General features: G+C 70.3%; 18 protein-coding genes. 3 read left to right on the top strand and 15 right to left on the bottom strand.

Features of this window, described 5'->3' with window-relative positions:
* Window positions 1-15 precede the first annotated feature (15 nt).
* Window positions 16-240, bottom strand: a complete 225-nt coding sequence (locus tag ACFP2T_RS41385; protein ID WP_377432254.1) for a helix-turn-helix transcriptional regulator — start codon at window positions 238-240, stop codon at window positions 16-18.
* Between the two features lie 65 nt (window positions 241-305).
* Between ACFP2T_RS41385 and ACFP2T_RS41380 the strand changes: the two genes are divergently transcribed.
* On the top strand, window positions 306-722 hold the full coding sequence (locus ACFP2T_RS41380) for a hypothetical protein (protein ID WP_377432252.1): 417 nt from the start codon (window positions 306-308) through the stop codon (window positions 720-722).
* Window positions 723-834: 112 nt separating this feature from the next.
* Here ACFP2T_RS41380 and ACFP2T_RS41375 read toward each other — a convergent pair whose 3' ends face one another.
* From ACFP2T_RS41375 to ACFP2T_RS41335, 9 genes are all read right to left on the bottom strand, one after another.
* Window positions 835-1,824: a phosphotriesterase family protein gene (locus ACFP2T_RS41375; RefSeq protein WP_377432250.1), complete on the bottom strand. Its 990-nt coding sequence runs from the start codon at window positions 1,822-1,824 to the stop codon at window positions 835-837.
* The gene (locus tag ACFP2T_RS41370) at window positions 1,821-2,789 is read right to left on the bottom strand and encodes a shikimate dehydrogenase family protein (RefSeq protein ID WP_377432248.1); all 969 of its coding nucleotides are present in this window, start codon (window positions 2,787-2,789) and stop codon (window positions 1,821-1,823) included. The genes ACFP2T_RS41375 and ACFP2T_RS41370 overlap by 4 nt, the downstream gene beginning before the upstream one ends.
* Window positions 2,786-3,742 carry a phosphoglycerate dehydrogenase gene (locus ACFP2T_RS41365; protein ID WP_377432247.1) on the bottom strand — a complete coding sequence of 319 codons (957 nt, stop codon included), beginning with the start codon at window positions 3,740-3,742 and terminating at the stop codon, window positions 2,786-2,788. Before ACFP2T_RS41365 ends, ACFP2T_RS41370 begins: the two co-directional genes overlap by 4 nt.
* Before the next feature lie 47 nt (window positions 3,743-3,789).
* Window positions 3,790-5,298, bottom strand: coding sequence for a xylulokinase (xylB, locus tag ACFP2T_RS41360; protein WP_377432246.1), 1,509 nt, complete (start codon window positions 5,296-5,298; stop codon window positions 3,790-3,792).
* Window positions 5,299-5,300: 2 nt separating this feature from the next.
* A complete protein-coding gene (locus ACFP2T_RS41355; protein ID WP_377432245.1) occupies window positions 5,301-6,383 on the bottom strand; it encodes an ABC transporter permease in 1,083 nt (360 codons plus the stop codon).
* On the bottom strand, window positions 6,380-7,936 hold the full coding sequence (locus ACFP2T_RS41350) for a sugar ABC transporter ATP-binding protein (protein WP_377432244.1): 1,557 nt from the start codon (window positions 7,934-7,936) through the stop codon (window positions 6,380-6,382). Before ACFP2T_RS41350 ends, ACFP2T_RS41355 begins: the two co-directional genes overlap by 4 nt.
* Before the next feature lie 31 nt (window positions 7,937-7,967).
* Window positions 7,968-9,005 carry an ABC transporter substrate-binding protein gene (locus tag ACFP2T_RS41345; protein ID WP_377432242.1) on the bottom strand — a complete coding sequence of 346 codons (1,038 nt, stop codon included), beginning with the start codon at window positions 9,003-9,005 and terminating at the stop codon, window positions 7,968-7,970.
* Window positions 9,006-9,037: 32 nt separating this feature from the next.
* Window positions 9,038-9,649, bottom strand: a complete 612-nt coding sequence (locus ACFP2T_RS41340; protein WP_377432240.1) for a glucose-6-phosphate isomerase family protein — start codon at window positions 9,647-9,649, stop codon at window positions 9,038-9,040.
* Window positions 9,650-9,778: 129 nt separating this feature from the next.
* Entirely contained in the window at window positions 9,779-10,570 is a 792-nt protein-coding gene (locus tag ACFP2T_RS41335) for a GntR family transcriptional regulator (RefSeq protein WP_377432239.1), read from the bottom strand.
* Between the two features lie 77 nt (window positions 10,571-10,647).
* Between ACFP2T_RS41335 and ACFP2T_RS41330 the strand changes: the two genes are divergently transcribed.
* A complete protein-coding gene (locus ACFP2T_RS41330; RefSeq protein WP_377432237.1) occupies window positions 10,648-10,971 on the top strand; it encodes a nuclear transport factor 2 family protein in 324 nt (107 codons plus the stop codon).
* A 103-nt stretch (window positions 10,972-11,074) separates the two neighbouring features.
* On the opposite strand, the gene ACFP2T_RS41325 is transcribed toward ACFP2T_RS41330, so the two are convergent.
* Window positions 11,075-13,333, bottom strand: a complete 2,259-nt coding sequence (locus ACFP2T_RS41325; protein ID WP_377432235.1) for a glycoside hydrolase family 127 protein — start codon at window positions 13,331-13,333, stop codon at window positions 11,075-11,077.
* Window positions 13,334-13,828: 495 nt separating this feature from the next.
* Here ACFP2T_RS41325 and ACFP2T_RS41320 point away from each other — a divergent pair, with 495 nt between their 5' ends.
* A complete protein-coding gene (locus ACFP2T_RS41320; RefSeq protein ID WP_377432233.1) occupies window positions 13,829-14,815 on the top strand; it encodes a LysR family transcriptional regulator in 987 nt (328 codons plus the stop codon).
* Between the two features lie 41 nt (window positions 14,816-14,856).
* Here the strand turns inward: ACFP2T_RS41320 and ACFP2T_RS41315 are convergent, their stop codons facing one another.
* The 4 genes from ACFP2T_RS41315 to ACFP2T_RS41300 form a co-directional block, all read right to left on the bottom strand.
* The gene (locus ACFP2T_RS41315; RefSeq protein ID WP_377432231.1) at window positions 14,857-15,558 is read right to left on the bottom strand and encodes a mycothiol-dependent nitroreductase Rv2466c family protein; all 702 of its coding nucleotides are present in this window, start codon (window positions 15,556-15,558) and stop codon (window positions 14,857-14,859) included.
* Window positions 15,559-15,644: 86 nt separating this feature from the next.
* A complete protein-coding gene (locus ACFP2T_RS41310; protein WP_377432229.1) occupies window positions 15,645-17,198 on the bottom strand; it encodes an ABC transporter substrate-binding protein in 1,554 nt (517 codons plus the stop codon).
* Between the two features lie 9 nt (window positions 17,199-17,207).
* Window positions 17,208-18,152 (bottom strand): enoyl-CoA hydratase/isomerase family protein, encoded by a 945-nt coding sequence (locus ACFP2T_RS41305; protein WP_377432227.1) that lies wholly within the window; start codon window positions 18,150-18,152, stop codon window positions 17,208-17,210.
* Window positions 18,145-18,936: an SDR family NAD(P)-dependent oxidoreductase gene (locus ACFP2T_RS41300; RefSeq protein ID WP_377432225.1), complete on the bottom strand. Its 792-nt coding sequence runs from the start codon at window positions 18,934-18,936 to the stop codon at window positions 18,145-18,147. Before ACFP2T_RS41300 ends, ACFP2T_RS41305 begins: the two co-directional genes overlap by 8 nt.
* Window positions 18,937-18,953: the final 17 nt, after the last annotated feature.

Here is an 18,953-nt window from a genome sequence, read left to right as displayed (position 1 = left end):
TCGGGTCGTACTCCCTCAGCCTGGCTCGTCCTCGTCGTCGCCGACTGGTGGCCGAGGCTGGCGGTGCTTCTTGATCCATGCCTCGACCTCGGCACGGACCCAGACGGACCCGCCGATGAGTGTCTGGTACGGCTTCGGGAAGTTCCGCTGGTTGATGATCTGCCGTGTCCGCGACCGGCCCACACCCAGCATCGCCTGTATTTCCGCAGGTCCGACGAGCGGACCGGGCAACTTGGTCATGGGCGCGACCATACTCACCAGTGTGTCTCCGAGGCCGCTAGGCCTGCCCCAGACTACTCGCTTCCGTGACCGCGATGATCCGCACCGCCGCGATCACGGCAACCGGTGCCGCCGGCAAGAACTCCACCATGCGCAGAGTCCTGCGGGCGCTACTGATCGTTCCGCTGGTGGCCGGCGCCCTGGCCGTCGCCCAGCCCGCTCAGGCCGAGCCCGGCTACACCACGACCCCGCCCGAGGGCTGCTACGTCTACCCCTACGCGTACCAGGGCTTCACCTACGCCTCGGAGACCTACTGCACGAGATCAGGCGGTTGGCACCGCGCGGCGGCACGCTGTTCCGATGGTCGGGTCGTCTACGGCTATGCCGAGGAGATGGCCTACTTCCTGATGTCCAAGGCCGAGTGCCGTACCGGCGTCGGATGGGACGGCGGCCCCCCGATTCCGGCCGTCGAAATCTGGGGCGAGTTCTGGCTCGATTATTGAGCGGGTTCACCACGCTGACTCTGTCGACCGTCACCTCCGCTGCGAGTGACGGTCGACTGGTGTCTGAACTGGCCGTCGTCACACCGTGGCCCAGCCGGCTTGGACCCGACGGTCAGCCGCTGGTGTCCCACGCGAGCACCCGGGCCGGCGCGTCGACCAGGATCCGGCGTACGACCTCCGGGCCGAGGTGCGTACGCAGCCGGGGCAGGAACCGGTTCGGCAGGTACGCCATCCCCGGGATGCCGCCGTACGCGACGTACCGGCTGCGGCGGGCGACGTCACCGCCGAGCAGCAGATGGTCGGTCATCCCCTGCCCGCACACCGCCTCGATCAGCTCGATCAGCGCACTGTCCGGCCACTCCCGGTGCCGCGCCATCCCGTCGTAGCCCAGGTACGCGCCCCGCTGGAGGAGTTCCACGTGCAGCCCCGGGTCAGGATTACGGTCGGCATGAGCGAGCACGACCCGTCCCGGAGAAACCCCATCGGCGCCCAGCAAATCGAGAACCTCGTGCGCAGCGCTCCCATGTTCCAGGTGCACCATCACCGGAGCACCGGTCGAGCGGTGCGCGGAGGCCACCGCCCCCAGCACCCGCCGCTCGAACGGACCGATCGACCAGTACCCGATTCCCGCCTTCAACAGCCCGGCCCGCACCGGCCGCCCCTGCGGATCCAGCGCAACCGCCGTACCGCTGCCGCCGTCACCGTCGACCGGGCCGCCACCGACGTCACGCAGCGGACACCCGTCGACCAGATCGGCAAGGAACCGCGCCGCAAGCTGTGCCTCCGACCAGGAGACCAACGGATGGTCCGGCCCGTAGTGAGCCTCCCGGTGCGCCCCGGTCGTCGCCACCACCCGCATCCCGGTCGCCGCGCTGATCCGGGCAACCGCCGCCGGATCGCGGCCCAGCCCGACCGGAGTCGCCTCCACCATCGCACTGATACCGGCCTCGAACAGCGACGCCGTCTCGGCCTGGCTCGCCGGCTCGTCGTCCAGTTCGTCCCCCGGCAGCAGCGGAGTGACCTGGAACAGGTGCTCGTGATAGTCGGTCGGTCCGAGAACCGACGGCGACACGTCGCCGAGCACGGTCCGAACGAAGGTCACCGCACCGCCTCGGCCGCCGCCGACAGCCGCTGCACCGTCGCCGGATCCATCGGTACGTCGAAGATCTCGGCGATCGCCTGACTCCAACCGTGGATGAAGTACCGCCAGCCGTCGACCACGGTCAGGCCACGCTCGTCGGCCTGTCCTCGGGCCCGGTGCAGGAATTCCAGGCTGCCCCGGTAGTTGAACTCCCAGACGTAGCCCTGCCGGGGCAACCTGGCCCTGGGCGGCAGTGGCGAACCGGGGCGGTCCTTGCCGAGCCCGGTCGCGTTGACCACGAGACTGCCGTCCGGCGCCGCGTCGAGCAGATCGAGGACGGCCCACGGGTCGGTCGCCGGCACGTACTCGACGAGGTCGGCCGGTATGCCGCCCCGCTCGGCGACGGCACGGAGGTGGGCGAGCCGATCCGGATCGGTATCGGTGCAGACGATCCGCTTCGGCTGGTCCTCCCGCTGGCTCAGGTACCAGACCAGGGCGGTGCCGGCGCCACCCGCGCCCAGGCAGACCACCTCGGCACCGGTTGCCGTGAAGTGATCGTCGGGCAGGAACTCCTCGGCGGCGAGGCCGGCGGTCAGCGGGTCCTTGGCGTGTCCGAGCAGCTTGCCGTCCCGCTTCGCGATGCTGGAGATCTCGCCGCAGAGCTGGGCGAAGTCGTCCACCTCGTCGAACAGGTCGTGTGCCGCATCGTAGAGCCGGAGCTTGTGCGTCGTCACCAGCGCACCCAGGTGTGCCGGGTCGTCCCGGATCTGTCGTACGAGGTCGCGGTACTGCTCGTCGTCCGCGTCCAACGGCAGGTCGTGCCCGACCAGTCGCCGGGTCGGCAACCCGAGGATCTCGGCCCAGCTCGGAAAGACCTGGTTGATCGACGAGCTGCCGGTGGTGACCCCGACGAACCCCATGTAGCCGGCCCGGTCCACCGTCTCACCCGCCTCCGGCCCTCGGTCAACGCGGTGCCGGCCGCTCACCTGGAACCCCCTACCGAGACGGGATGAGCCGGACTACCGCCGTCGAGCACGGCGAGCAGGTCGGCCACGGCGAGCGAGCCCATCCGGTCGATCGCCTCCACAGTTTGCGCCCCGAGATGAGGCGTCACCACGACCCGGTCGGCCAGGTCCTCGGCGAGCAGCGGCGAGGTGCCGCCGGTCGACTCCGTGTCGAGCGTGTCGGCGGCGTACCCGGCGACCCGACCGGTGCGGAGTGCGGCGGCGAGGGCCGGCTCGTCGACCAGGTCGGCGCGGGCGCTGTTGACCAGGACCAGGCCGTCCCGGGCCCCCGCCAGCCAGTCGGCGTCGACCAGCGGCCGGCCACCCCCGGGTGCGTGCAGCGAGACCGCCGTACAGCGGGCCGGCAAATCGGCCAGTTCCACCGGCTCGGCGCCCGCCGCCCGGATCGCGTCGGGGTCCAGCATCGGGTCGTACGCCAGGACCGTGGCACCGAACCCGCACAGTCGGCGCCCGACCGCGCGACCGATCCGGCCGAAGCCGACGATCCCGATGGTGAGCGAGCCGAGTTCCCGCCCCCGCGCGACGGTCCAGCTACCGGACCGGACCCGCCGGTCCCCGGCCGGGATGCCGCGCAACGCGGCGAGCAGTAGCCCGATGGTGAGGTCGGCGACCGCCTCGGTGTTCGCCCCCGGTGTGTTGGTGACGACGACGCCGTGCGCCGCCGCCGCTTCCAGGTCCACCGCGTCGACGCCGACGCCGTACCGGGCCAGCACCGTCAGCCGGGGCGCGGCGGACAGGTGCGCCTCGGTCACCGGACCGGTGCCGGCGATCCAGCCGACCGTGCCGGCGAGCAGCGGGCGCAGCGCATCGAGCCGGTGGTCGGCGGGTCCGCGTACGACCGTCAGACCGGCCGCCTCCAGTTCACCGAGCAGGTCCCGGGAGCCGGAGGAGAACGACCGCGACGTGACGAGCACACTGCGCCCTCGCCCGCCCCGCGGACCGATTCGTCGTTCGCTCACGCTCATCGCGGACCACCGCCGCCCCGGCCGTCGAACCACGGCTCAAGCCGGCGGTACGCGTCGAGGAAGACCGCGTGCCGTTCCCGGTATGCGGCGTGCCGCTCCGGGTCGGGCGTGAACTCGGCGGTGACCTCGGACAGCTCGCGGGCGACGCCGAAGTCGTCCACCAGGCCGAGCCCGACGGCCGCGGTGACCGCCGCACCGAGGCTGTTCGCCTCCTCCACGATGGAGCGTCGGCGTACCGGGCAGCCCCAGACGTCGGCGAGGATCCGCAGCCAGACGTCGCTCGCCGCACCACCGCCGATCGCGTCCACCCGGTCCACCGGCGCGCCATGTTCCCGGAAGGCATCCACGCAGGTCAGCAGGTTGAACGCGACCCCTTCCAGCACGGCCCGGACCAGGTGCGGCCGGTCGTGGTGCCGGCGGATCCCGACGAACGCCCCGGCCGCGTCCGGATTCCAGTACGGCGACCGCTCGCCGAGCAGGTGCGGCAGGAAGTACAGGCCGTCGCTGGACGCGTCGGCGGTGTCGGCCGCCTCGACCAGTCTGCCGAACCGGTCCCCCGCCTCGCCCGGTTCCAACACGTCGGCGATCCATTCCAGGGAGGCGCCGCCGGCCTGCATCGTCGCGGTCGGCACGTAGTGCCCGGGTACCACGTGGTCGAAGGTCATCGTGCGCATCGCGGGGTCGTGCAGCGGGCGTGGCGCGGCCACCGAGACCCAGGACGACGAGCCGAGATAGCAGTACGCGCCGTCGGCCGGCGACACCACCCCGGCACCGACCGCCGCCAGTGGACCGTCCCCGCCGCCCATCACCACCGGGGTACCGGCACGCAGCCCGGTCGCCCCCGCCGCCGCCGAGGTCAGCGTGCCGACGACGGCGGTGGCGGGGACGATCTCCGGCAACAGCGCCGGATCCAGCCCGGCCGCGCCGAGCACCACGTCCGACCAGGTCCCCCGCTCCTGGTCGTACGCGTTCGTGGAGGAGGCGTCGGACGGATCGGTGGCGAGCCGGCCGGTGAGCCGGTACACCGCGTAGTCCTTCGCGAGGCAGACGTGTCGTACCTTCGCGAACACCTCCGGTTCGCGGTCCCGTACCCACATCACCTTCGTAATCGAGTACGTCGGGTTCAGTCGATGCCCCAGCAGCCGGTACGCCCGCTCCGCGCCGATCCGCCCCACCAGTTGGTCAGCCTGCTCGCCGCTGCGTGTGTCGGCCCAGATGATCGCCGGTCGGACCGGCCGGTGTGCCGCGTCGAGCAGCACCGCACCCATCATCTGGCCCGAGATCGCCAGCCCCCGGACCTCCCCGGCGTCGACGTCGTGGCGGGCCAGGAGTTCCCGGGTCGCCTCGGTCAGCGCCCGCCACCAGTCGTCCGGGTCCTGCTCGGCGATCCCGCCCGGGGCGAACCGGGTCGGATAGGTCACGGTGACCGAGCCGATCAGGGCACCGGTGTCGGAGTGCAGCGACGCCTTGTCGCCGGTGGTGCCGAGGTCGTGGGCGATCAGCATCGTCACGCCCCCCGGCGGACGTGTCGCCGCCCCTGCAACTGGTCGACGCCGACCGCGACCAGGATCAGCGCGCCGATCGCGACCTGCAACCAGAACGGGTCGATCCCCAGCAGGGTGCCGCCGTTGTTGAGCAGACCCACGATGAGCGCGCCGACCAGGGCACCGAGCGCCGATCCCCGGGCACCGAACAGGCTCGCCCCGCCGATCACACACGCGGCGATCGCCTGGAGTTCGTATCCGGTGCCGGCGGTCGGTACGCCGTTGCCGAGCCGGGACGCCAGCAGAATGCCGCCGAGCGCCGCGAGCATGCCGGAGAGGGCGTAGACGCTGAGCAGGACGGCGTTCACCGGTACCCCGGTGAGCCGGGCCGACTCCGGGTTGGACCCGACCGCGTAGATGTAGCGACCCCAGATCGTCCGGCGCAGCCCGAACCCGACGAGCAGGGCGATGAGTACGGTCAGCCAGATCAGGTTGGCGACGCCGAGGAACTCCCCGCCGGCTATCTGGGTGAACGAGCGCGGCAGCGGCTGGATGGTCCGGCCATCGGTGTAGAGCAGGGTCAGGCCCCGGGCCATCCCGAGGGTGCCGAGGGTGACGATGAACGGCGGCATCTTCAGGATCGCCACGAGTACGCCGTTCAGCAGCCCGACCGCCGCGCCGACCAGCAGCGCGAGCACGACGGCGAGCAGCACCGACCCGCCCCCGGCGGTGTCGAAGACCGCCTTCGCGGCGATCACCCCGGACAGGCCGACCACCGAACCGACCGAGAGGTCGATGCCGGCGGTGAGGATCACCAGGAGCTGGCCGATCGCGATGATCGCGTAGATCGAGACCTGCCGGCCGAGGTTGTCCAGGTTGGTTCCGGTCAGGAAGGTGTCGGTGGCCAGGCTCAACCCGAGGACCAGCAACACGAGTACGGGCAGCCCGCCGAAGCCGCGCCCGAGCAGGGCGCCCAGGCCGAGCACCTCCTTCTCCGGCTTCTCCGGCGCCGTACCCGGCTCCGCGCTGGCTGCCGGCTGTGCACTCGTCACCGGATCATCGGTGGACTGTCCGGTGGCCGGGGTCGCGTTCTTGTCGAGGGTCATCGGGACTCCAGAGGGGCTTGCGCGGGCATCGGGGCCGACAGGTCCGCAGCCGACGTCAGTGGACTGGTGAGGCGGAGGATCTTCTCCTCGGTGGCCTCCGCCGCCGGAAGCTCACCGACGACCTCCCGCTCCCGTACGACGACGATGCGGTCGCAGAGGCCGAGCAGCTCGGGCAGGTACGAGGAGACGACCAGTACGGCGAGCCCGTTGCGGGCCATCTCCGCGATCGCCTGGTAGATGTCGGCCTTGGCGCCGACGTCGACACCCTTGGTCGGCTCGTCCAGCAGCAGCACCTTCGCGCCGGTGGCGAGCCAGCGGGCGAGCAGGACCTTCTGCTGGTTGCCGCCGGAGAGCGAGGTCACCGGGTCGTCGAACGAGCCGTACTTGAGGCGTAGGCCCTCGACGGACTGCTGGACGTGCCGACGTTCGCGGCTACCGCGCAGCACCGACCCGCTGGAGACCTGGCCGAGGCTGGCGATGGAGACGTTCGCCTCGATCGAGAGTTGGAGCAGCAGCCCCGACTCCTTCCGGTCCTCGGTCACCAGGGCGACGCCGTGCCGGGCGGCGGCCCGGGGCGAGCCACGAGGGACTTCCACCCCGTCGACCCGGACCTGCCCGCCCTCGACCGGATCGGCGCCGAAGACCGCCCGGACGATCTCCGAACGGCCGGCGCCGAGCAGCCCGGCCAGGCCCACGATCTCGCCCCGGCCCACGCTCAGGTCGACCGGGGCGGCGAACCCGGCGATCCGCAGCCCGCGTACCTCCAGCCGGGGCGGGCCGATCTCGTGTCGTACGCCGGGATAGAGGTTCTGGACCGGGCGGCCGACCATCGCCTGGATCAGCGAGTCGTGGTCGTACTCGGCGACCGGCCGGGTGGCGACGACCCGGCCGTCGCGGAGCACGGTGACCCGGTCGCCGACCTCGAACATCTCCTCCAGCCGGTGGGTCACGTAGAGCACGGTGTGGCCGGCGTCCCGCAGCGCGCCGACCCGGTCCAGCAGTGCCGCCGCCTCCCGCTCCGACAGCGCGGTGGTCGGCTCGTCGAAGATGACCAGCTTGGCCTCGGTGCCGAGGACCCGGGCGATCTCGACGAGCTGGCGGGTCGCGGTCGGCAGGGCCAGGACCGGCTGGTCCAGGTCGAGGTCGCCCAGGCCGACCCGGTCCAGGTGGTCCCGCGCGGTCCGGCGCTGCGCGCCCCGGTCGATGATGCCGAACAGCCGGCGCGGGAACCGGCCCATGGTGAGGTTGTCCAGCACGCTGAGATCCGGCAGCAGGCTCAGTTCCTGGTAGACGACGCCGATCCCGGCGTCCCGGGTCTCGACCGGCGACGGGCGTGGCCCGAGAGCCTTCCCCGCTACCTGGTAGTCGCCCCGGTCCCGGGCCACCGCACCGGTCAACACCTTGATCAGGGTCGACTTGCCGGCCCCGTTCTCCCCGGCGAGGCAGTGCACCTCGCCGGGGAGCAGGTCCAGGTCGACGTCGTCCAGCGCCGTCACCGGCCCGTACGCCTTGGTGACCCCGCGCAGCCGTACCGCCGGATCGTCGCTGTTCATGACACCTCCCTGGAGTTCGCCCGCCTCAGCCTCAGCCCTTGGTCTTCGGCGGGTTGAGCAGCGCCTGAAGCTCCTCGGCGTCGACGTTGCTCTTGTCCACCAGTACCGCACCCGGGTCGAGCCGCTGCGGCGCGTTGCTGCCGGCGACCGCCATTGCCGCCTCGACCACTCCCTGGTACCCGAAGAAGAACGGATTCTGTACGACGATCGCGTCGATCCCGCCGGACCGTACCGCCTCGACCTCGGCCGGGTCGGAGTCGAAGGCCACCACGGCGACCCGGTCACCGACGCCCTTCTCCTGGACCGCCTTGGCGGTACCGACGCCGGAGGTGTTGTTGTCGGCGAAGATGCCGGCGAGGTCCGGTACCCGGGTCAGCGCGTCGTTGACCTGGCCGACGGCCTTGTTCAGGTCGTTGTCGTTGACCAGCGTCTGCACGATGGTCGCCTGCGGGCACTTCTCCGCCAGGCCCTGCTTGAAGCCCTCGAACCGATCGATCAGCACCTGTACGCCGGAGACCGCCGACTCGTGCAGCACCTTGCCGTTCGGCTTGCCGGCCTGGGTGATCAGCTCACAGAGCCGCTGGCCCGCCTGGGCACCGGCCTTGACGTTGTCGGTGCCGATGAAGCCGTCGCTCTTGGTCTGCACCGCGTTGTCGACGATCACCACCTTGATCCCGGTGGACCGGGCCCGGTCGATCACACCGTTCAGCGCGGTGGACGAGTTCGGCGCGAGGACGATGCCCTTGGCGCCCCGGGAGATGGCGTCCTCGACCAGCCGTACCTGCGGTTCGATGTCGGCTTCCGAGGTGGGCCCGAACAGGTCGAGTTCGACGCCGAGATCGGTGCCGGCCTTCTTCGCGCCGGCGAGCATGGACTGCCAGAACTCGGATTCGGTCGCCTTGACGATGACGTCGATCTTCGTACCGGCGATCGCCGCCGTCGCGGCGTCACCGCCACCGTCGTCCGATCCGGAACCGGAGCCGAAGGCCCGGCCGGCGACCACGCCGACGGCCAGGGTGACGACCGCGGCGAGCCCGGCCGCGGCGAGTGAGACGCTCTTCGTTGCCATGGGGTCTCCTGTCAGTGGAGGCGGGCGGTGGGTCAGTGGGGGCGGGCGGTGGGTCCGGTGGTCCCTGCCGGGGTGCCGAACGGGACGAGTTCGACCGTGCCCTCGGCTCGGCGGGCCCGCAGGCCCATGCCGTGGGTGAGCACCCACCCGTAGTCGTGCCCGGCGCTGCCGGGATAGACGGCGAGGAACCGGTACGGCTCGTCGCCGACGTTGACGCTGCGGTGCGCCCAGCCCGGCGGGATGTAGCCGATTACTCCGGGAGTGATGTCCAACCACTCGGCCCGCTCGCCGTCGAACAGCAGCAGGCCGCCCCGACCCTCCAGCCCCAGGTAGATCTCGCCCTGCGGGTCGGGGTGCTGGTGCCCCTTGGTCATCCAGAACTCGCCGCCGGTGTCACCCGGAAAGATCGTGGTGATCGACTGCGGGAGTTCCCGGCTGACCTCGGGCACCGGCGAGGAGACGACGGTGTAGACCACGGGGTCCCCGTCGGCGACGGCCTGTTCCCAGGCGCGACGGTCCGCGAACAACCCCTCGAGGTCGGACATCCGCCGCTGGAGAATCTGCCCCTGCGGTTCCAGGGTGGCGTTGTCGTCGCCGAACCGGATCGCGAAGGGCTGGAGCGGCGGGGTGGCGCTTGAAGTCACGTCAGCTCCCGTTTCGGTCGTGTTTCCGGACACTGTCGTCCTGTCATTACAGGATGTCAAGAGGTCCGCCGAGATTGCCGCAGGTCCGGACGCTGCCGAGCAGGAGATCGACTCCGGGCCGGAGCCCGGTCAGGACGTGACGAGTACGAGCGGAGTGCCGGCCCGGCCGCTGGCGGCGGCGCGGTTCAACTCGACCTGGAACCGGCTCCGGTCGCCCCGGTGCAACGCGAGGAAGCTCTCGACCGGGCGCCCCGACTCACCGATGCTCACGCTGCGCAGCACCAGCACCGGATCACCCCGCCGGATGCCGAGCAGCCTCGCCTGGGCCGCACTCGCCACCGCGGCCTCGACGGAGCGGACGCCCCGGACCAGGCGTACCCCGTACGACGCTTCGAGTACCTGGTAGAGCGAGCGGTCGGTGAGGTTCTCGTCGACCAGCCCGGGGGCGAGCACCGCCGGAATGTGGGTAACGGTCCAGACCCACGGCTCGTCGTCGACGAACCGCAGTCGCTCCAGATGGATCACCGGATCCCCGGGCGCCATCTCCAGGTCGGCGGCGACGGCGGCATCGGCCGGCAGCACCTCGGCCCGCCGGACCTCGCTGCGCAGGTGGCCGCCCCGGGCGGCGACGTCCTCGAACAGCCCCGTCAACGACTGGACCAGCCCCTCGGCGGTCTTCGGATGCGCGACGAAGGTGCCCCGGCCCTTCACACGCTCGATCAGGCCCTCGTTCTCCAGGTCGGTCAGCGCCTGTCGGACGACCGTACGGGAGACGTCGTACCGGGCGCACAGCTCGTGGTCGCCGAGGAGCCGGTCGCCCGGCTGGAGCCGCCGTCGCTCGATGTCCCGGACTATCAACTGCTTGAGCTGGTAGTACATCGGCAGCGGCGAGCCGCGGTCGATCCGGTCCCCTGCCTGCATGTCATGAGAGGATAACAGGACCGGTCCGGGCGAACGGGGCTGACTGACGACCACCGATGGGCGTAGATTCGCGTCCCATGACCGAAGCCATGGCGCGTGCCCACATCGATCGCTTCAACGCGGCCGTCGCCAGTGGCGACTGGTCCTGGCTGACCGCGAGCCTCCACCCGGACGCGGTCATGACCTTCGTCGGCCCGCCGGTCGGCCCGTTCGTCGGCCGGGACGCCATCGCGCAGGCGTACGCGACGAATCCTCCGGACGACACGATGCGGATCCTCGCCGTACGCACCGACGCGGAGGCCGAGGTGGTCTCCTTCGAGTGGTCCCGTGGCGGCACCGGCACGCTCACCATCCACCGCAACGCCGACCAGATCACCAGCCTCGCGATCGAGTTCGACTGATCGGCCCACCGGTCGCCACGTAAGGGGGGCGACCTCGGCGGGCCTGGTCTTCCGGCCCGTCGAGGTCGCCCCCGTCGCTGTGCTCAGCCCGTCCCGCTGCCGGTCAGGGGTTCAACTCCTCCTCGGCGTTGCCGGCGGCCAGCAGGATGTCCCAGCGGTCGTCCTTGGTGATCAGGCCCAGCCGTACCCACTCGGTCGACGTCTGGGAGACCTTCGTCATGAACCTGCTGTGGCTGGCGAAGGGCGCCGCCGACCAGACGGCATCGAGGAACGACGTACCGTCCTCGCGCCGGGCGTTGGCGACGCCGGAATCCTGCGAACCGAACACGATCGACGGCTCGTGGCGCCGGAAGTAGACGTGGTGCGCCTGGGTGTCGCCGACGTAGAGCGGCCGGAGCGTGTGCTCGTTCGTGGTGAAGGTGTTCGAGCCGGCCGGGAGCACCGCCCGGGAAAGATCGCCGTTGCGGGTGTAGTGCCGGTAGAACGAGAAGTCCCGCAACGTCGTCGCGGTGCTGAGCGCCGGCAGCAGGACCGGGCCGTTGAAGAGGGACTGGACCTCGGGGGCGTCCAGCGCCTTCTCCACCCGCACCGCGAACGGAATCGACACCTCGATGGTGTCGCCCGGCTTCCAGTTGCGCTGGATGCTCAGGTAGCTGCCCGGGGTCACCTTCCCCTTCCGGAGTACGCCGTTGACCTTCACCGAGAAGTCCTTCGCCCAGCCCGGCACCCGGAGCTTGATGTCGAGCCGGCCCCGCCCGTTCACGGTCAGCCTGCTCTGCTCCGACCTCGGGTAGTCGGTCTCCTGCCGGACGACGAACCCGTTCGCCTCCCAGGTGAGGACGGACGCCACGTACAGGTTGACGTAGAGCGCCGAATTGTCCGCGGCCCGGAAATAGATTGACTCCTGGTACTTCGTGTGGTTTTCCAGACCCGACCCGCCGCAGCAGGTGCCGGTGTTGCCGTAGCCCCGGGAGTTGCCCGGGGACAACGGGACGAAGTAGGTGACGTTCGGGCTGGTGGCGCTGTCCGCGTCCCGCCGGGAGCCGAGAATGTGGTTGAGCAGGGTGCGCTCGTAGTACTCCATGTACTTCGGATCCGGGTCGTGGAAGAACAGATTCCGCGCCACCTTCAACAGGTTGTACGACGTACAGGTCTCGGCACCGCTTCCGCCGATGGAACCGGCGATGTTCCCCCTCGGCTGGAACAGTTCGGCGTTCGTGTTCGCCGGCAGTCCCGGGCTCGCCGGCCAGGTGCCGCTCGTGCCGCCGTGGCTGTACATCCGGTGCGGGACCACCATGTTCCAGAAGTTCTCCGAGGCGGCGTGGTACGTCTCCTCGCCGCTGCGGTCGAAGACCCGCAGGTAGCCGACGAACTGCGGAACGTGGGTGTTGGCGTGCAGCCGGGTGATGATGTCCTGGTCGTTGACGCAGGCGTCGAAGAGCGACTGCCGGTTGTCGAAGCACTTCGCCGTGGTCAGGTACTTTTCGTCACCGGTGAGGGCGTGCAGGTCCGCCATCACCTCGTTCATCCCGCCGTACTCCCCGGCGATGTAGATGGCCCACATCCGGTTCAGGATCTCCCGGGGCAGCACGGACAGCCGGCTGTGCACCCAGTCGCCCATCTTCGTCACGACGTCGAGCGCCTGCTCGTTGCCGACCAGCAGGTACGCGTCCAGCAGGCCGCGCATGATCTTGTGACAGGTGTAGTACGGCGCCCAGATGGTGGGGTACGTCGCGAACGATTCGAGCCGGACGAACTGTTCCTCCGGATAGGCGGCCAGGAATCCGGGATGGCTGTAGAGCCCGCTCTCGGCCATCGCATCCTGGCACTTCGCCAGCTCGGCGACGATGTAGTCGACCTTGTCGGAGAAGACCGAGTCGCTCGTCGAGGCGTACGCCTGGCTGAAGGCCGTGATGAGGTGTCCGCTGTAGTGACCGCGCAGGTTGCCGGTGGCGTCGTCCCAGCCGCCCGGCGGGCTGGACCCGACCGGCGTGGGCAGGCCAGCGGTGACCCGGAAGTTGTGCAGGACCCGGTCGGCCGGGTACGCCGCCGCGAAGTCCAGCACCCGGTCCCGCTTCTCCGTGAACAGCGTTCCGTCGAGCAGTTCGACCTGGTCCAGGCCGAACGGCTTCACCACCCAGCGCGGGTTCTGGTCGTAGAAGTCGCCCTGTGACCTGATCGCGGCCTGCGCCGCCGCGCCGGAGCGGGCCGTGGTCCGGCCCACCGGTTCCGCCGCCGGAACGGGGGCGGCCGTGGCGGCCGTCGCCTCGATCTGGGTGGCGATGACGGTGCCGGCCGTGACGGCACCAACGGTCTTCAGGAAAAGTCGCCGGTCAACTGCCTGCTGCTGGTCTGAGGCCACTGCCTACCTACCTCTCGGGTGGTGGCCGGTGCCCGTCGCATCCGATCCGGGTGAATCGTGGCGGGGGCGGGCCACGGCGCGTTCTGGCTGGCTGTCGGTCCGTGGCGGCGCCTGCCACTCAGGGACGCGAGGGCAACACCAAGATCGACATCCATGTGATCGCTAACAATGGCCGGAATTTACTGAAGATTCCCGGCGGGCGCCTATGGACGTTTGTCGGAAACCTGGCCCGGCAAAGACCTGCTTCCGCCGCACACCCCGCTCAAGAGCCGGCACCCCCGCACCCGTCGACCCCGTCACGACCCCGATCCAGTGAATCTTGGCGATCTGCGGTCGCGGACGCGACAACAGATCGTCGAGGTCTACGCGACCTGCGGCTCGTTTGCACAACCGATGTTCGGATCCTTGGATCTCGTCAGGCGCATCGGAGCGGGAGCAAACAACTCGGCCTTCGGCGAGCCACAACGTTCAGTTGGGCGTGCATATGCTGGGCCGATGGATACCGAGGCAGTGCGATCGTTCGTCCGCGCGGCCGAGCTCGGCCAGCTGCAACACGCGGCCGACGAACTCGGCGTGACGCAACAGGCCGTGTCGAAACGGATCGCCACCCTCGAACGCCAACTCGACGTCCGCTTGTTCACCCGTACCGCCCGAGGGGTCGAGCTGACACTCGACGGCCAGGCGTTTCTTCCGCACGCCCGCAACATCGTCACGGGTGTCGACCGCGCCATCACCGCGATCAGGCCGGGCTCGCGGGCCCTGCGGATCGACGTCCTCGGCCTGCGGTCCGCGCAGGCCGTCGTCCTGCACGACTACTGGCGGTCACGTCCCGGCACCGACCTCGACGTGGTGACGCTCAGGGTCAACGACCCGCGCGTGGCGGTCGCCGCCGTCCAGGCGGGCGACATCGACGCCTCGTTCCGCACGGTCACGGACGCCGCCACGCTGCCGCGCGACGTGCAGATGATCCACGCGTTCGACTCCCCGCTGGAACTCCTCGTCGGCCCCAGGCATCCGCTCGCCTCCGCGCGCACACTGACGCCACCCCAGCTGCGCAGACACCGGATCTGGGTGCCGGGTATCGCGCCGCGAAGCGAATGGGCGGAGTTCTACGACCAGCTCACCACCGCCTTCGATCTCCGCATCGACGCCGCGGGCCCGAACTTCGGCAACGAGGTACTCCTCGACGCCCTCGCGGACTCCGCAGACGTGGCCACCCTCGTGGGCGCACGCGACCGGTACATCTGGCCGACGAACTACGACCTACGCCGCATCCCGATCGTGAACCCGACGCTCGCATACCCGCTCTCGCTCATCTTCCCCAGGGCGAATCCGCACCCAGGACTCCGGGCGATCATCAACCACTTCGGAAGCCTGACACCGCTCCCCGAGCCGGCCTGGCGCCCGTCCTGGGCAACGGCGACCCGGCGCAGCGACGGCGACGGCGACGGCTCGGGCTACGGGGATCCGGGCTCTACCTGATCACGGCGGGACGGGCGGGACGGGCGGGAGGGGTGGCCCGGCTATGGAGCCTTCACCACCGGACGATCCGGGACGGGCGGCATCCAGGGGCGTGAGCCGAAGGTGAGTTTGGACGGCTGGACCCGCCAGCCCGGAAGGTTCGGCTGCTCGGTACGGTGCCGCTTCAGCTCGAAGAAGTTGTCGTACCGGGCGAGCCAGGACAGGTGTCGCCAGATCCGTACCGCGTCCTCGTCGCCCGGCAGTTCGCTGAGGACGGGGCCGAAGATGGCCGGACCGGCGCCACCGTCGAGGATCAGCGTCGGCAGGCCGATCCCGCCCTTCTCGGCCACCAGGTGCCGGTGCTGGGCGAGTACGTCGAGCCAGGTGTCCGGGTCGGCCTGCGCCTCGTCGAAGAGCGACCGGTCGAAACCGGCCTCCTCGACCGACTCCGCCACCGCGAGGTCCCGGTCCTTCGCCGGCTCGCTGGTCTCCCAGACGCGGTCGCCGAGCGCCTGGTAGAACCGCCCGATCGCCTTCGAGTTCTCCTTGCGGCCGATCGCGGCGGCGGCCCGGAGCGCGGTCGCCGACCGGGCCGTCTCGCCCAGCGGTACCGGGTCGGCTCCGTCGGCGAGGTTGGCCACCTCCAGGCAGTAGAGCGCCCAGTCGAGTTCGATCTCGCCGAGTGCCTCCAGTCGACGGGCCCACCGACTGGCCTGATAACACCAGGGACAGCGTGGGTCGAAGTAGAACGTGACCTTCTCCATCTGACTTCTCCTTCGTCGCCGACCGTCGGCCGATCGGGTCGGCCGGTCGGAGTACCGGCCGACCGACCCGATCGCACGCCGCGCCGTCAGTTGCTCTGGGAGACCTTCTCCCAGGCCACCCAGGGCACGCCCTGGTCGATCCCCTGTACGGACTTCGCCGCGACGTTGAACGTCTGTCGGGTGAAGAGGATCTTGTTGTACGCCTTGTCGTTAATGATCTTGAAGACATCCTGGTACGCCGCCGCGCGGGCCGCGGTGTCCTTGCCCTGCCGCGCCTTCTCCAGTGCCGCGTCGAGGGCGGGATCCTTCACCCCGCTGTTCAGCCCCTTCGAGCCGAAGTACCGGTCGATGCTCAGCCCCAGTGCCGGGTCGTAGTTGCCCACCCAGGCGAAGTCCAGCGTCCAGTTGTTGGAGGCGAAGTTGTCGTTACGGGTCTGCAACGGCTCCTGGTTGATCGCCTTGACGGTGATCCCGGCCGCTCCCCACATCGTCTTGATCGCCTCGGCGACCTGCATCTCCTCCTGGGCGCCGCCGAGCATGATCTCGACCTCCAGGCCGCCCAACTGCTGGACCAGTTCCTTCGCCTTCGCCTGGTCATAGCCGCGGTAACCGTCGATCGTGGCCTGGTAGAAGAGGCCACCCGGCGCGGTCGGCGTCTGAGCCGCCTGGTTGAGACCGCCGAACAGCACCTTGTTGATCGTGTCGGCGTCGGTCGCGTACGAGAGCGCCTCCCGGGCCCGCTGGTCGTTCAGCGGCGCCTTCAGGGTGTTGTACTGCAACTGCCACACCGAGACCGAGGCCACCGGCGCGAGGTTGAACTGCTGCTTGGCCTGGGTCAGCAGCGGAACGGTGGTGATGCCCTCCAGCACGTCGGCGGAGCCGGACTGCAACGCGGCGAACGCCGTCTGGTCCGAACCGATGGTCTTGAAGGTCAGCTTGTCCAGGAACGGTGCTGCCTTGTCGAAGTAGTTCTCGTTGCGCTGCAGTACGAGTTCCTGGTTGGCGACGTTGCTGACCACCTTGAACGGTCCGGCGCCGACCGGCTTCTGCCCGAACGCGTCGGCGCCCATCGACGCCAGTGCGGTCGGCGAGGGAACCCAGTTCGGTGCCTCGTTCAGGAACGAGGCGATGACCAGCGGGAACGGCTCGGAGAACTTGAGTACGACCTTGTGGTCGCCGTCCGTCTCCACGGAGGTGACCGGCTCGAAGAGCTGCACGCAGCGGCAGGCGTTCTTCGGGTCGAGCGAGCGGTCGAGGTTCGCCTTCACGGCGGTGGCGTTGAACGGCGTACCGTCGGAGAAGTTGACGCCCTCGCGGAGGGCGATCGTCACGGAGAGCTGGTCGTCGGCGAAGGTGTAGCCGGTGGCCAGGACGGGCTCGATGGCGTTGTTCGGTCCCTGGGTGAAAAGCTGGCCGAAGATGGCGTTCCGGTATTCGTGGTTGGCCACGCCGGAGGCGACCGGGTCGAGGGTGGGCCACCGGGCGAATCCGCCCTCCGACACCAGCACGGTCAGATCGCCGCCCCGGACGGGTGCACCGGTGGCGGCGGCGCCGGGCGAGCCCGACGAGCCGCAGGCGGCCGAGGCCAGCGCCAACGTGGCGACCAGCGCGGCGACGACGCCTTTCCTTCGCCTATTCATTGTCGTTCCTCATTCTGTGGTGGGTGGTACTGGCGGTGGACGTGTCGAGCCCCCGGGGGCCCCGCCGGCAGCCGCTCCCCCTCTGCTGTCGAGCCCCCTCCTGTCGAGAGCCCTCCTGTCGAGGAATGAGCGCACAGAGTCGCGGTGGGCATCGGTCGTGTAGCAGATGGCCTGGGCCTGGCTGCCGAGGCTGGCGATCTGGTCGAGCGAGGATTCGAAGCTGCGGTTGATGATCGACTTGGCCAGCATCAGGGCCGCCCGGGACCGTTCGGTGAACCGGGCCGCGTACTCGGTGGCGTGCGCGACGACGGCACCGGGCTCGGCGAGGAGGTCGATCAGCCCGATCTCCAGCGCCTCCGTGGCGTCCACCCGGCGGCCGGACAGCAGCAGTTCCTTGGCGCGCTGCGGGCCGACCCGGCGCGGCAGGTGGTACATGCTGCCGCCGTCGGGGACCAGTCCGCGCAACACGAAGCTGGCGACGAACGACGCGGCCGGATCGGCCACGATGAAGTCGCAGGCCAGGGCCAGGTCCATGCCGAGGCCGGCGGCGGGTCCGTTGACCGCCGCGATGGTCACCTGGTCGAGGCGGTGCAGTCCGGCCGTCAGGGCGTACGTCCCGTGCTGGCGCTGCCAGCCCCGGATCGCCACCTCGCCCGGGGGCGCCGCGAGGCGCTGCTCCATCGCCTGGATGTCGCCACCGGCGCAGAACGCCGAACCGGCGCCGGTCAGGATGACCACCCTGACCTCGGCCGCCTGGCCGAGTTCGGCGAGCGCGTCACCGAGGGCCGCCCGGGTGGCGTCGTCGATCGCGTTCCGCACCGCCGGACGGTTGAGGGTCAGCACCGCGATCGGCCCGTCGACGTCGACCAGTACCGGAGCGGAAGCGGCGGCCGGAGCCGGGGTCGGGCGGTCCGGGGTCGGGGTGCCCGGGTTCGGGCTGTCCGGGCTAGCCATGGATGGTCCTGTCGACCCCGCCGGTGAGCGCGACCACCTCGCCGGTCATCGCCACCGAGAGAGGCGAGGCGAGGAACGCGACGAACGCGGCGATCTCCGGCGCGGTGACCAGCCGCCCCAGGGCCGTACGCCCGGCGACGTGCCCGAGGTGTTCCTCCAGGGTCACGCCGCGTCGCTTGGCCACCTCCGCCATCCGGGACTCGAGCGTCTCGGTGACAGTGGTGAACGGATGTACGGCGTTGACCGTGATGCCGTCGCGGCCCAGTTCCAGGGCCAGGGAGCGGGTCAGGTGCACGATCGCCGAGTTGCGGGCGCCGGCCGCGATGGCGCCGCCCTCCCGGGCCTTGTGGCCGGCGATGTTGATGATCCGGCCGAAGCCCTGGGCCCGCATCAGCGGGACCACCGCCCGGCAGCACCGCATGGTGCCGAGGAACTTCTCCTCGAACGAGGTCAGGATCAGCTCGTCGGTGATGTGGTCGAAGTCCTCGGCCTGGTTGCCGCTGACCACGGCGCCGTTGTTGACCAGGATGTCGACCCCGCCGAACTCCTCGGTCACCTGGCGGACCATCGCCTCGACGGACTCGGCGTCCCGCAGTTCGGCCTGCACCGGCAGGGCCCGCCCGGGGCCGGTCAGGTCGGCGGTGGCGGTCCGGGCGCGGTCGAGGCTCCGGCTGGACACGGCGCAGTGCACGCCCTCGGCGACCAACTGTCGGGCAATGGCCTTTCCGATGCCCGCACTGCCTCCGGTGACGATGGCTCTCTTGTTCGCCAGGCCCAGATCCATAAGTCGGTCTTCTTTCC

Origin of the sequence: Plantactinospora solaniradicis, assembly GCF_042658085.1 — a bacterium.
Lineage (GTDB): Bacteria > Actinomycetota > Actinomycetes > Mycobacteriales > Micromonosporaceae > Plantactinospora > Plantactinospora solaniradicis.
This window is presented reverse-complemented; position numbering and strand designations above follow the sequence as displayed.